This is a genomic window from Vibrio profundi (genome assembly GCF_005281835.1).
GTDB classification, from domain to species: domain Bacteria; phylum Pseudomonadota; class Gammaproteobacteria; order Enterobacterales; family Vibrionaceae; genus Vibrio; species Vibrio profundi.
Genome location: NZ_RZIS01000005.1, coordinates 1 through 13,541, shown reverse-complemented (window position 1 = coordinate 13,541; position 13,541 = coordinate 1). Strand labels below are relative to the sequence as shown.

Sequence of the window (13,541 nt, the reverse complement as noted above, 5' to 3'; positions counted from 1 at the left end):
ACACGCTTGTGTCTAATAAAAGAAATATTGTTATCTCGATATAAGAGCTTCTGCTTTACATCTTCTTTAATGGTGATTGCGTTTCTATCTTGGCAAAGCTTTATTGTTGTATTTATGCTCCGCCCAAGATGCAACACCTAGTAGGCCAGCATTCGACCCACCATGAGCATGAATCACTTCAACCTGATGAGCTGTAGGTAAAAGACTGATGTAATGACGAACCAATGGTAAGAAACCGGATGCGAGCCCTACACTCCCCCCAAGGCATATCACTTGAAGATCTAGGGTAATTTTTAGATCCGCAATCAAATTGGCAACGGTTCTGGCCGCATTTTCCACAATGTCTTTCGCTTCAGAATGACCATTCTGATATTGCTCAAAAACCGTTTTTCCTGTGCATTCATTACCGAAAAAAGCTTGGCCTGCTTTTCCTATAGCCGTACCAGATGCAATACTTTCAACGCACCCCTGACGACCACAGCCGCACATAGGCCCATTAGGATCCGCTAGAGTATGCCCCGCATGCCCTGCTATACCATGCTGACCAGTCAGTAATGAGCCATTAATTACAAACCCAGCACCTACACCTGTTGAAACAGTGATGAATCCCATCGCGTTAGGGGTTAACTCAAGGGCTTTATACTCAGCCCAAGCCGCTGCTTGAGCATCGTTAATCACCATGACTGGCTTTTGGTAGATATTCTCAAGAGTGTCCGCTAAGCGGTATTGATCTAAACCACCAAGGTTGTCAGGGTTAAGCGCGGTCAGTACACCTTGATTGATGATTCCGGTAGACGCGACCGCGACAAAGTCAGCCTGCTCTTTGAAAGATGAAACCAATTCCCTTAGTGACTGCGTCATGTTTTTAGGGTCATTAGACGATGGCGTTTCGCGCTGCTCGAGCTTTAGGATGTGGCCCGATTGAATAAGCGCAGCCGCAATCTTTGTTCCGCCGATGTCGATAGCTAGACAGGTGTTCATGCGATAGCCTCCACTTTATCGCTTTTTGCGCTGCGAACTGCGTGTTCGAACCATTGGCAAATGTGTTCAATACGCGTGATAGCAGAGCCAACGGTGACACAAGACGCGCCAGCTTTAATAGCTTGATGAGCAAGCTCAGGCGAATTGAAACGGCCTTCTGCCATCACGAAACAACCTTGTTCCGCCAAGCGAGTAATGAATGGGAAATCCGGCTCGCTAGGGACTGGGCCCGATACATAACCGGACATAGTTGTGCCAATGATCTCGGCGCCTAATTTGTATGCAGCCATACCTTCATCATAGTCAGAACAGTCGGCCATTACTAAACAGCCTAGTTGGTGGATCTTCTCAACAAGCTCTACCACCTCAGTTGGCCTTGCGCGGTTGGTCGCATCAATCGCAATGATATCGGCTCCAGCTTCTTTCAACGCAATAACATCTTCTATAAATGGTGTGATACGAACATCTGAATCCGGAAGGTCGCGCTTAACAATGCCAATGATTGGTACCGTAACGAGCGGTCGAACCGCTTTAAGGTTTTCAATGCCCTCGATTCGTAAACCTACCGCCCCACCATCAACGCTGGCAGCTGCCATAGCCGCGACAATAGAGGGTTTATCCATTGGGCCACCATCAACAGGTTGGCATGAAGACACAAATCCGTGTGCTAGCTTATCAAGAAGAGGGGAATCGTTGTGAACCATATGAGTTAAACTCCAAAAATTAAACCTAGCAACTTAGTATTACTCCATCATCTTTATTTTGGAGTAATACTTCAAACAACTTTATCTAAAATGGCGATCTTGCTCTCACTTTATCGCTTACAAATCCAGTAACTACCGACAACCCAGCAAATACCATCTTGTAATCGGCGAATACAGCTTGCTCACAGAAAAAATCTATGAGAGCTTAAATGGAGTATAACTTCACAAAACAAGTAAGGTGCCGCATGGATATAGAGTCCAAAAATACAATTTCGACCAACTCATCTCCTATATATGCAATAAAAAATGTGAGTTTCTATCGAGATGGTGAGCGATTGCAAAATCAGGTAATTGTGATTGAAGGTGACACTATTACTGAGGTGTGCGACATGGGAGAAGTAAACTCACTTCCGATTGACATCATTGATGGAAAGAACCAGTTGGTTAGCCCAGGATTTATCGATCTGCAACTCAATGGGTGTGGTGGCGTGTTGTTTAATACAGACATATCGAGAGACACCTTGAACACCATGAACGAGACCAACGTTCAATACGGCGTAACACAATTTTTACCCACCCTGATCACCAGCAAGGAGCAATCTCTTAAACAGGCGGTTGATCTAATGGCTAATATCGAAAACGCTGAAAAAATGGGGGTCTTAGGATTGCACTTAGAAGGCCCGTTTATCAGTGTTGAAAGAAAAGGCGCTCACCAGCCGCAGTTTATCCGTGAACTAGATATTGATACTGCTAATTATCTTGTTGAAAACCAGAAACACATATCGGTGCTAACGGTCGCTCCAGAAAACGTCAGTCAAAAGGTGTTAGATAGACTTAGTGAATCATCGATTACTATATCGATGGGACATACCGATGCCACGTATAGCCAACTTAATGAGAAAGACGGCATCAAGATGGCGACGCATTTATACAACGCTATGTCACCACTCACCAACCGAGAACCAGGTGCGGTAGGTTATGTATTCAATAAAAAGCCACACGCGGGTATTATTGCGGATGGGATTCATGTTGATTACACATCCTTAAAAATAGCCCGTGAGCTATTGGCCGAGAAACTCTTTCTGATAACGGATGCCGTGACACCTGCGGGTACAGACTTAACTCAATTTGATATGGCAGGAATGCAAGCGTTTGTGACTAACGGAAAGTGCCATTATGCGGATGGAACCATTGCCGGCGCAGCGATCACCATGAGTCAGAGTATTCGTAACTTGATTGAATACGCGGATGTGCCACTGCCCGAAGCGTTGAATATGGCAGCGCTATATCCTGCGGAGTCGATTGGGGTGGATGATAGCTATGGGAAACTAGAGAAAGGTTATAAAGCTAACCTGGTCTTTTTAGATGAAGAGCTAAGAGTCACTCGCACTATTCAAATGGGTGAGTCAGTGTACCGGCGAGCAAGCTAGAAATAGAATAGACGCTCTTACCATAAAGCTTGAGCGTCTAATGCCAAGGTAACAAGCCAATATCATCGATATTGGCTTTCTTTATTGTTTGCTAATAAACAAGGAACCTACCCTAACGCTTCGGTGGTCTTTAGTTTGATGTCGTGAGTACCAGACATGTCCTTTTGAACTAATAGAGCATACATAAGATCAAGCACAAACAGCTGCGATATCTTAGTACCTATCGAGTCACCTTGTAGCTGCCCTTGACGGTTACCATTAACCAACACGTTTTCGGCGTATTTAGTAATAGCTGAACGGGGGTTGTGCGTAATAGCAATTGTGGTTGCTCCGTTCTCTTTTGCTAGTTTCAATGCCTTAGTCGTTTCCTCTGAATCACCAGAATGACTGATACCAATCGCAACATCTCCTGGCTGTAGCAAAGAGGCTTTGATGTACATGAAGTGATTGTTGGTATAAGCATCAACATTGAGCCCGATACGCATAAACTTATATTTGGCACTTTCCGCTGAGATGCCAGAAGAACCCACACCAAAGAAATAGATGGCCTTTGCTTCCTTTACTACCTCTGAGGCTTTCTCCAATTGCTCGAAATTGAGCAAGTTTAATGTCTCTGATAGAACCTGATCGATAGATGATTGTAGCTTTTTGCCAATAATCTCCGCACTGTCATCTTCCGTTACGTCAGTATCGAGTATCGTTGGTTCAGAGGCTTGAGTCGTTGAAACTTCAATTGCCAACTGCAATTTAAAGTCTTGGTATCCGCTAAACCCGAGAGTGCGACAGAAGCGAATAATGGTCGCGTCTCCAGCATTGACTTCAACAGAGAGCTCCGCAATCGATAGTTTACTGATTTGCTCGGGGTTAGATGCAACATAGTCTGCAATACGCTTTGCTGATGGGGTAAGGCTGTTATAAAGGCTCCCCATAGTATCTATGATATTGCCTGCTCGAATTTGTGCCATATAGAGTGTACTCGACGTTAAGCGTTGATTAGATGCATTCTCACACAATAAGTATTTGATTTGAAGTTAAGCTCCAATATTTATTGTGATAATTAAGCCTTTATTTGATAAAGGCTCAGAAGGGTTACTCAAACATTAATCTAAACCGATATCACACTTTCAGTCTTTCTCATCACGATTTTTATTGAATAGTGAAACTTCACTCCATACTATGAGTATTACTCCATCAAATTACGCTATAATGAAGTTATTCTTCACTTAAGCACCATGTACGTTGGTACAAACTGAGGCAACCATGAAAAAATTATCGGGTCTAATTGCAGCACCGCACACACCGTTTAACGCAGACAACCAAGTTAACTATGCAGAGATTGATAAGATTGCTGCGCATCTAATTCAGGATGGCGTTAAAGGTATCTACATTTGTGGAACGACAGGCGAAGGGATCCACTGTAGCGTTGAAGAACGAAAAATGATTGCTGAGCGTTGGGTGTCTGCAACTGATGGAAAAATGGACATCATTGTACACACTGGTGCATTAAGCATTGTTGATACGCTAGAGTTAACTAAGCATGCAGATACGCTTGATATTTTAGCGACATCTGCGATTGGCCCTTGTTTCTTTAAACCTGGTAGCGTAAATGAACTTGTTCAATATTGCGCGACCGTTGCAGCCGCTGCGCCTTCTAAAGGTTTCTACTATTACCACTCAGGTATGTCAGGCGTAAGCGTTAATATGGAAGAGTTTCTGATCGCAGCTGATAAACGCATCCCTAACCTATCGGGCTTGAAATTCAATAGTGGTGATTTGTATGAATATCAGCGCTGTTTACGTGCATGCGATGGTAAGTTTGATATTCCATGGGGTGTTGACGAATTCTTGCCTGGAGCGCTTGCTGTTGGAGCAAAAAGTGCGGTAGGCAGTACTTATAATTACGCTGCAAAGCACTTTAATTCAATTATTGAAGCGTTTGAAGCTGGTCAGCACGATGTCGTGATAAACAAAATGGATAGCGTTATTGCATTGATTCGAGTACTTGTTGAATTTGGCGGCGTATCAGCAGGTAAAGCAGCGATGGCACTTCATGATATTGATGCGGGCGATGCCCGTTTACCATTATTGCCACTAACACCAGAACAAAAAGAAATCGTTGTGCGTAAGATGAATGATGCAGGTTTCAAGTAAATAAATTCATTCCCCTTGTCTGATTTTTACCGGAGATTTAATCTCCGGTTTTTTGGTTTTGGATCTAAAATGACTACGTTAGCTAATCAACATCCTCGTTATGAAGCTTCACTTCAATTTGAGTTCTTGCCGTACCTATCATGTCCTCTGAGACCATCACGCCCCACTACTAAGAGGTGAATAACGCCGATACCGAAGCCATCTTAAACACTAAACCACAACGCATAGTACAAATGCCAAGTGTTGCGAATCACTCTTGAACAGTTTGTTAGCAGACAGCCTACAACGCGAGTTTAAAGCCTTCATGTGTTGCTTTGAATCCAAGTTTTTCATAGAACCTGATTGCATCAGGGCGCTGCTTATCACTTGTTAACTGAACGATTGTACAGCCTTTATTTTTTGCCAGCTCGATAGCATGTGCGAACATTTGCTCACCGAAACCCTGTCCACGATGGTCACTATGGATTCGAACACCTTCAATAAGACAACGCCAACTACCAATATGCGTCAGGTAAGGAATAAAGGTAATTTGAAGCATCCCTACTAGAGAGTTTTCCTGCTCAACAACAAGTAACTCGTTGTTTGGGTCTCGTACAATTGCTTCGAACGCTTCAAGATACGCATTATTCAACGGAACAGACGCATCTTCTCTTTTACTACCAAGTGGGTCATTTGAAAGCAAAGCAACAAGGCTTTCCAAATCTTCAAAACCAGCTGAACGATACTTTAATTCCATCTATAGTTCCTTATTACTTCTGACTGCTAACACCTTGTTAAGTGGTGAACTACACTACCATTACACTTAGCGTATTGTACCGTAAGCACAACACACAACGATGGGATGAAAAATGCCAAGCGTTGGGAATCACTCTTAAATGCTTTGTTCACTTGCTTTTCCAACGCTCTCTAAGTAGTACTTTCCACTACCTTTCACCTGTGTCCACCTCGGCCTATATTGAGATGAGATATACACGCTAGTGTCTTTTTTGCCTGTAGGCTTCACTATACTGCCAGTTAGCAACTCTTCATTACGAAAGTATCGATATATCCCTTTAGATTCGCCTTGATAGAAGCTTTTATCTTCGCAATAAACTAAAAAGTATGTCTCATTAAATGTGGATGACTTAAGCTGTTCAAGAAACTGAATGTCTTTGCAAAAGGAAAACATTTGTTCAGGAACTTGCCCATTTCTTGGAAACTTAAGCTCAATAGCAGCATAGCATTGACTTTCATCATAAATGCAAATATCGATTTCACGCTTTGCAAAGCTTGATTTATCCAAGCCGAAGAAAGATACATTACGTTCAAACTGAACTTTTCTATCAGGGAACTTAGCTCTCAAGAAAATACCTAGCTCATGTTGAAAACTAAATTCGTTATAAATTTCAACTTCCTCTTGAGCTACTTTAACCATAAATTCTTCTAGAAGTTCTCTCATTGTTTTCCTTGCCAGTTAACGCCGCATTAAGTGGTGAGCAACGCTACCACCCTACCTAAACCATTGTGCCGTAAAAACTGAAGCTGATTCAAAGCAAAAATGCCAAGTGTTACGAATCTGATTAAATTCATTGTTAAGAATTTGAACCCAGCAATACTTTGAGTTCTTCGACTGATAGAGTCTGAGCTTTTTTCCTATGAACCATTGCGTGACAATTTGCGCATAAAGGGACTAGATCTTTTTCTGGGTCTACTAACGTTGAAATACCTAATTGCGACACTGGAACTTTATGGTGGATATGAATGTAACCCTCGCCGATGCTGCCATAAACTTTACCGTAGTCGAAACCACACGCAGCGCAGACAGCCCCATGAATTGCTATTGCTTGGCGCCTTAATTTTGGATTTCTCTCATAAGTAGTAACGTACTTCTTATTGAAGTTACCCTCATAAAATGACTCAACATGTTTGATTGGTCACTATTCTCTTCAACTCCGTACTTAGGCTTGGCAGTTTGCAAGGCATCTTTAGTAAGGTGCCCTAATATCAGGTCGAAGTTTTCTTTGGATATCGGCCTAACACCGTTTCGCCAATAATTTGATATTAGGTTAAAGGGAATACTTTCTAAATACTTACCATCTATTTTGGCAAGGATTGGCTTAGAGAATGTTTCAAAACTATCGATAGTGCCGAAGTAGTCACTTTTAGTACTATTTCTATCGGGAAATACTTTGCCTATCGTTCCAATACCAAAATAGTGAGGTTCGTTTGACAATCTACTTACTTGATACGCTTTATCTTTAAACGTCCCTTGTAGTCTTGTAGTAAATAACTTGAGTTCCTTGCTCTAGATACTTTAAGTACCTCTTCGGAAAATGATACAAAACGCCTATATCATCATCCCATTGAGAAACATCATTTTCTACTTGTTATAACTGCCGAATTTTTGTTCGCTTAATTGACTTTTCTTGCTAGATTTCTAACGTAGATGAACAACCAAATCCCGAATGGTAACGATACAATAAATACCAAAGCAGCCCACCAAGAAAAAACCGCAACCAGTGATGATGTGGCGAGCAGAAAAGACAAGTATGCCAGCCACGTAACATAGTTAAATACTTCAATTTTCCGAAGTTTGGCAAGAAAAATACGGTCAAAACCAAAAACAACATTTATCGCCATAAAAACTGAGTTTAACCCTAAGCTCAAGGCAAACAAAATAGTGGCAATATTTAATGACACCAAAGGTTCAAGATTAGAAATTGAACTTAAATATGCTAGAAAAAAAGCATATGAAAGCGCAGCCATTCCTGAGTGGGCCCAAACTTGGTTTTTGTGAAACATCTCACTTTCATTAATTTTGTCTATAAGTGAACGATCCAATCATTCCTCCTTAAGTTATAACGAATGACATGGATTCCCCCTTCCGAGGATCTGCCACACTCATGTGGTACTAAAATGCACTGGAGGCACCATGTCTGATTATTCTTATTTCTGCGGTATCGACCTAGCTAAAAACCACTTCAGTCTTCATGCAGTAGACCAAAACGGTAAGGTCATACTCCACAAGTCGCTCACTCGTTCTAAACTACTGACTACAATAGCAAATATGCCACTCATGCGTATAGGTGTGGAAGCGTGTGGTGGTGCACACTATTGGGCTAGAACACTCAATAAGCTTGGCCACGATACCCGCATTATGGCCGCAAAATATGTCGCACCTTACCGCACTAAAGGCAAGAATGACCTCAATGATGCCGTCGCTATCTGCGAAGCCGTTCAACGTCCTTCCACTCGCTTTGTGCCTGTAAAATCTCCCGAGCAGCAAGCCATCTTGTCTGTACACCGAATGAGAGAGCATTGGGTTCGCGAACGTACCGCACTTATGAATCGCATGCGTGCGCTCCTTTCTGAGTTTGGGCTGATAATTCCTGTTGGACGATCTTCACTACTCAAACAAGTCCCTTTAATGCTAGAAGACCCAAAAAATGAGCTGCCGCAACTAGCCAAAACGGTTATTGCTGACGCTTACCATCATCTCGATGAGTTGAACCAACGTATTGCTGATACAGAGCAAGTTTTCGACTCCTTTGCCAAAATCAGCAACGATGTCCAACGTGTTATCAAGGTTCGAGGTATTAGCCCGCAAACCGCCACAGCGATACTGGCTTCCATTGGCAATGGCTCTCAATTTGATAAAAGCCGAGACTTCTCTGCATGGTTAGGCTTAGTGCCAAAACAGTATTCTACTGGAGGTAAACCCCGACTGGGTCGAATAACCAAGCACGGTGATAAGTATCTCCGAACGCTTTTAGTTCATGGTGCTAGAGCTGTCATCACCAACCTTGGCGACAAGCAAGATAGGTTAAGTCAGTGGTGTCGAGGGGTTCTGGAGCGAAGAGGAATGAATCGAGCGATAGTGGCACTTGCTGCGAAGAACGCTCGAATAATATGGGCGCTTTTACACAACCAAACAGACTATGAAAACTATGCTGCTTAAGTAAACACTTAAGCAGCATAACAAGTTACACCCACCGGGTCATTGCAGACGCTAATGATGGAGATAGGTTAAGACCACTTGCGGAGAGCCTGTTAATGCGGCGGACACACTAGATGTCATCTAACGAATAAGGCACCGCAGTCGCGCAAAGTCATCAGGGCCACGACGTATGCGAATCGTCGACAAGTAGGCCGAATGTAGAGCGGCAGTCCAAAACCCATCAACATAAGTTTAGCGGATGTTTGACAACCGGGGGAATCCATGTAGCCCTGTTAAGGTGTGAGCAACGCAATACCAAAGCCTCCGCAGAACACCTTAAACACAAAAACGCAACGCATAGTAAAAATGCCACGCGTTGCGAATCACTCTTAAACAGTTTGTTATACGCTTTTCTCACAATCTAATTTGAAGCGTATATCAAGCAAGCTAAAGCTCACAATAAATGCGGCTCATACCACGATCACCGCGCTTATAGCCTTCGGCAGCTGAATCAAAGTGCGTGGTAGCCTTTAGACCAACCATTTTGTTTACTGTCATCAAATGCCACCCCGGAACTGTACCCGAAGCACTGCCGCCAGAAATCTGATAACACCGAACGGCATCATTACTAGCAGTAGTCATGCCATAACAATGTGGTAAAACTTCTCTCGGGTATCCGTCGTAAGTAAACTCAAGTTTTAACTTCTCTTGAATTGCACGAACAATTAGCTCATTCATAACTATACACTCATATTTAAATAACTAGAGAGCAAGAACATACTCACTCTAATGCATAAACTATGACCTACTCGGAATCCATACAACAAAATTCAAACTTTAGTTGCAAATTGTGCTTACGGTGCTGGCAGAATAAGAAAAATGTTTTCTAAAAGAACTGGAATATTGATATTAGTCATTGATATAAATGACTTAATTAGGCGTATAACGCCGCCTTAAGCTGTGAGTGAACGTGTGCCATGTCTGAGCGAAGCGAGTTCGGCACACGTTTACGAATCAGACTTGAAGGCTTTGTTATGCGCCTATTTACAACTAACACCTTCAGGTAATTTGACACTGTACTTATAATCTACCGGCTTGGTGAAGTCTGTACGTGAAATAGTTTCATCAATCAAAAAATTGTATAAGAAGTCTGTATTACATGATTTATCAAAGCTAGAGCCTAAGGTGAAAAGTACTTTTTCCTTAGTTGTCAGGTCATAATAGTGCAGAGCGAAAGACGTATAAATTGATGTGCCAGTTTTTGTCGAACTTCCTGTCACACCGAATGTTTTCTGGTTTGTTGTGTTGCAGGTTGCGGAGTACCCATAACCAGAGCAAGTTGTCGTTGAGTAACCACTATCGACCATGCCATAGTCTGCCGACTCATAAGTATAAGTGTCATACTCTTGCTTTACAGAGATATACGCAGCACCAATAGGTGTAATATTTTTTTGATTCAGTTCTCTTTCCGAGTAAACAGAGGTAAAGCCTCTTGCTTTCATAGCTTCAATTACAGACCGGACATAAAATTTTGATTTCAAGTCATTTTCATCAAAAGTTGCGACAACTATTGGAGCATCAGAGTAAAAGTTAACATCTGGATCCAAGACCGTATATTGATTCGCTTCAATAGTAGTTTGGCAGCCAGTCAAAATAGCAGCTGCACTGAAAATCATAATTAATTGTTTCATTTAAGAATCTTATTTCTGGTGACTATTTAAATGATCTCATATTTCACTTGCTAGGTAGTTGATATCGGTCAAGCCTATTTGGCGCATAACGCCCTGTTAAGGTGTGAGCAACACAATACCGAAGCTCCCGCATACCACCTTAAACACTAAAACCAACGCATAATAAAAATGCCACGCGTTGCGAATCACTCTTAAACAGTTTGTATGGATAATAAGCACTCCAATCGGGTAAGGTGAGACCCAGACTTTAGCTGCAACTAAAGTTCTTCTATCTGGTAGTTCGATTAAACGCTGGTTCCTCTATCGAGAGACCGATAACAAGTACGAACGCCAGATAGAACTCCAAGCACCACACTCGAATAGTCTTCTGGGTCTCGAGCCCGCATTTGCAAGCAAGAGTTAGCTTATTATGAATACAAACACACTTCAAAACATTAATGTTGGCGTTGATACGGGCAAGTCACAATTAGACATTTACATCCGCCCTCTCGATATTTACTTCACTGTTCCTAACAACGAAAAAGGTATCAAGGAAGCGATAAGAGCTATCGCCAAACACAGACCTAATCGCGTTGTTATCGAAGCAACTGGACGACTCGAAATGCCCTTCATATTTGCCTGCGATAAAGCAAAGTTACCCTATGTTATTGCCAACCCATTGCACGTTAAAAGGTTCGCAGGTGCCATTGGACGAAGAGCTAAAAATGATCGTCTAGATGCCGCCCTTATTGCACACTTTGGTGAAGCTATACAACCTAAATTGACACAATTAAAGAGCGAAAACATAAGATTAATGAGCGACTTAGTTACAAGACGTAATCAGCTGCTTTCTATGCAGACTATGGAGAAAAACCGACTACAGATTTTGCCTCAGAGCCTCGCTTCTTCAATCAAACCAATTTTAACCGCCCTTAAAAATCAAATCGTTAAAGTAGAAGAAAAGATATCCAAGCTCATCGATACCAGCCCTGAATACCAAGCTAAAAATGAGATACTACAAAGTATGCCTGGAATAGGAAAAATAGCGTCAGCATCAATCATCAGTAATGTTCCTGAACTCGGTTTTATCACCAATAAACAAGCCTCTTCTCTTATCGGTGTTGCCCCAATAACCAGAGAAAGTGGACGTCTCAAAGGCAAGCGGATGATCCAAGGTGGTCGTGCTCAAGTTCGCACAGTTTTATACATGGCGATGATGTCTGCCATCCAATGTAACCCTGTTTTTAAAGCGACTTATGAACGATTACTTGCGGCAGGTAAACCCAAAAAAGTAGCAATCGTTGCCTGTATGAAAAAGATGGTTGTGATACTCAATTCGATGCTAAGAGATGGTGTTATGTGGGATAAGGATAGCGCCAAAAAATAACTATTGACGCCATAGTCTCTTGTTATGTGAATTTTTACTCGTACTTTTTACCGTTGTGCTTTAACCAACCATGCGGGTGTCTATTGTTGGGATCGTGGTGTGTCCAGTGCATTACACCACCCTTTTTGTTCCATTCGTATTCACCGTAAAACTGAACTCGATCGCCGACTTTTAGATTGGGAATTCTTGGTGCCAAATCGATGTTATGAGCAACTAGTAAAGTCTGCTTACTATCTAATTTGAGTATGAATTTTTGATGTCGACTTCCTTTGTTGTCATCTGGCAATAGGCGAATTACTGTTCCTGAACCACGAACTTGAAGGTCACTTTGATGATTTTCAAACGCCTGCCCGAGCTTGTAGTCATTCGCTAGAGCACCGACTGAAACTAAGCAAAAAGCTGCTATAAATATTGCGAAGAACTTCTTCATATACTCAATTTCTCCAATTCACATAACGCCGCGCTAAGTAGTGAGCAACGCTACCACCTAACCAAACCATTGCACCGTAAACACCAAAACTCGACCTGAACTGAAAATGTCGAGCGTTGGGAATCTGTCTTAAGCGCTTTGTTATGTTTCATTTGCAACGAATAAGTCAAATGAGTACCTAGCAAAAATAGAAAGCATAGCGGCGACACCTAGAAAGTAAACGCTAGAAAATAGTCTTTCATAAGATCCAACCAAGCCAAATTCTGGATAAAACTGTATTAGCCATAATCCGAACAGCAAACCAGAGATTGTTCGAATTACATTGAGTGGTTGATTTACAATAAACATGTAAATTTTACGAAGCCTAGAACGTTCAACACGCTTGAATTTGTATGCTTTTGCGACAATCCAAACGAAAGCAATCAAAGGTGCAAATAACACGAACCACATGTTCATTTCATCCATGTCGACTAGTGCGTTATATATGAACCACTCAACCGAAGCCGGCATAGCACTATCGAGAGTGATATAACCAACTTCATAAGAAACTAGAAAAATGCACACAAGCGCGGGAAATAACAACCATGTATACGTGATCTTAAATAGCTCTTTTTTAAGGTGTAGCCTTATGATTTTGTTCACTTTACCCTCCTTGAAACATAACGCCGCATTAAGGTGTGAGCGACGCTTGGCTATACTTGAGCGAAGCGAAAACGCCAAGCGTTGCGAATCACTCTTAAATGCTTTGTATGGATAATAAGCACTCCAATCGGGTAAGGTGAGACCCAGACTTTAGCTGCAACTAAAGTTCTTCTATCTGGTAGTTCGATTAAATGATGGCTCCTCTATCGAGAGACCGGTAACAAGTACGA

The 13,541-nt window shown here is 42.1% G+C and carries 16 protein-coding genes; 4 read left to right on the top strand and 12 right to left on the bottom strand.

From position 1 onward, the window contains the following. Positions 1-84: 84 nt before the first annotated feature. Together ELZ11_RS13660 and ELZ11_RS13655 are read right to left on the bottom strand one after the other, a co-directional pair. Positions 85-981 (bottom strand): N-acetylmannosamine kinase, encoded by an 897-nt coding sequence (locus ELZ11_RS13660; protein WP_137357977.1) that lies wholly within the window; start codon positions 979-981, stop codon positions 85-87. Continuing rightward, positions 978-1,685 carry an N-acetylmannosamine-6-phosphate 2-epimerase gene (locus ELZ11_RS13655; protein WP_137357976.1) on the bottom strand — a complete coding sequence of 236 codons (708 nt, stop codon included), beginning with the start codon at positions 1,683-1,685 and terminating at the stop codon, positions 978-980. Before ELZ11_RS13655 ends, ELZ11_RS13660 begins: the two co-directional genes overlap by 4 nt. 245 nt (positions 1,686-1,930) lie before the next feature. On the opposite strand from ELZ11_RS13655, the gene nagA reads away from it, so the two are divergent. Beyond that, a complete protein-coding gene (gene nagA / locus ELZ11_RS13650; protein ID WP_137357975.1) occupies positions 1,931-3,115 on the top strand; it encodes an N-acetylglucosamine-6-phosphate deacetylase in 1,185 nt (394 codons plus the stop codon). A 107-nt stretch (positions 3,116-3,222) separates the two neighbouring features. On the opposite strand, the gene ELZ11_RS13645 is transcribed toward nagA, so the two are convergent. After that, complete coding sequence (locus tag ELZ11_RS13645; RefSeq protein WP_137357974.1) at positions 3,223-4,080, bottom strand: MurR/RpiR family transcriptional regulator; 858 nt, start codon at positions 4,078-4,080, stop codon at positions 3,223-3,225. Positions 4,081-4,375: 295 nt separating this feature from the next. Between ELZ11_RS13645 and ELZ11_RS13640 the strand changes: the two genes are divergently transcribed. Continuing rightward, positions 4,376-5,266: a dihydrodipicolinate synthase family protein gene (locus ELZ11_RS13640; RefSeq protein WP_137357973.1), complete on the top strand. Its 891-nt coding sequence runs from the start codon at positions 4,376-4,378 to the stop codon at positions 5,264-5,266. Positions 5,267-5,546: 280 nt separating this feature from the next. On the opposite strand, the gene ELZ11_RS13635 is transcribed toward ELZ11_RS13640, so the two are convergent. The 5 genes from ELZ11_RS13635 to ELZ11_RS13620 form a co-directional block, all read right to left on the bottom strand. Next, entirely contained in the window at positions 5,547-6,002 is a 456-nt protein-coding gene (locus ELZ11_RS13635) for a GNAT family N-acetyltransferase (protein ID WP_137357972.1), read from the bottom strand. 135 nt (positions 6,003-6,137) lie between these two features. Then, on the bottom strand, positions 6,138-6,704 hold the full coding sequence (locus ELZ11_RS13630) for a hypothetical protein (protein WP_208746713.1): 567 nt from the start codon (positions 6,702-6,704) through the stop codon (positions 6,138-6,140). A gap of 133 nt (positions 6,705-6,837) precedes the next feature. Then, entirely contained in the window at positions 6,838-7,080 is a 243-nt protein-coding gene (locus ELZ11_RS23935) for an HNH endonuclease (RefSeq protein ID WP_279631085.1), read from the bottom strand. Between the two features lie 17 nt (positions 7,081-7,097). Further along, positions 7,098-7,478, bottom strand: coding sequence for a hypothetical protein (locus ELZ11_RS23930; RefSeq protein ID WP_244291659.1), 381 nt, complete (start codon positions 7,476-7,478; stop codon positions 7,098-7,100). A gap of 179 nt (positions 7,479-7,657) precedes the next feature. Further along, positions 7,658-8,086 carry a hypothetical protein gene (locus ELZ11_RS13620; protein ID WP_137357971.1) on the bottom strand — a complete coding sequence of 143 codons (429 nt, stop codon included), beginning with the start codon at positions 8,084-8,086 and terminating at the stop codon, positions 7,658-7,660. Positions 8,087-8,177: 91 nt separating this feature from the next. On the opposite strand from ELZ11_RS13620, the gene ELZ11_RS13615 reads away from it, so the two are divergent. Further along, positions 8,178-9,203, top strand: coding sequence for an IS110 family RNA-guided transposase (locus ELZ11_RS13615; RefSeq protein ID WP_137357970.1), 1,026 nt, complete (start codon positions 8,178-8,180; stop codon positions 9,201-9,203). Between the two features lie 426 nt (positions 9,204-9,629). On the opposite strand, the gene ELZ11_RS13600 is transcribed toward ELZ11_RS13615, so the two are convergent. Both ELZ11_RS13600 and ELZ11_RS13595 read right to left on the bottom strand, forming a co-directional pair. Further along, positions 9,630-9,920 (bottom strand): hypothetical protein, encoded by a 291-nt coding sequence (locus ELZ11_RS13600; protein ID WP_137357969.1) that lies wholly within the window; start codon positions 9,918-9,920, stop codon positions 9,630-9,632. A 302-nt stretch (positions 9,921-10,222) separates the two neighbouring features. Beyond that, on the bottom strand, positions 10,223-10,873 hold the full coding sequence (locus ELZ11_RS13595) for a lipoprotein (RefSeq protein ID WP_137357968.1): 651 nt from the start codon (positions 10,871-10,873) through the stop codon (positions 10,223-10,225). 409 nt (positions 10,874-11,282) lie between these two features. On the opposite strand from ELZ11_RS13595, the gene ELZ11_RS13585 reads away from it, so the two are divergent. Then, positions 11,283-12,239 carry an IS110 family RNA-guided transposase gene (locus ELZ11_RS13585; protein ID WP_137357967.1) on the top strand — a complete coding sequence of 319 codons (957 nt, stop codon included), beginning with the start codon at positions 11,283-11,285 and terminating at the stop codon, positions 12,237-12,239. A gap of 34 nt (positions 12,240-12,273) precedes the next feature. Here the strand turns inward: ELZ11_RS13585 and ELZ11_RS13580 are convergent, their stop codons facing one another. Both ELZ11_RS13580 and ELZ11_RS23815 read right to left on the bottom strand, forming a co-directional pair. Beyond that, positions 12,274-12,669, bottom strand: coding sequence for a DUF3465 domain-containing protein (locus ELZ11_RS13580; RefSeq protein ID WP_020198238.1), 396 nt, complete (start codon positions 12,667-12,669; stop codon positions 12,274-12,276). Between the two features lie 141 nt (positions 12,670-12,810). Next, the gene (locus ELZ11_RS23815; protein ID WP_167494689.1) at positions 12,811-13,311 is read right to left on the bottom strand and encodes a hypothetical protein; all 501 of its coding nucleotides are present in this window, start codon (positions 13,309-13,311) and stop codon (positions 12,811-12,813) included. Positions 13,312-13,541 lie beyond the last annotated feature (230 nt).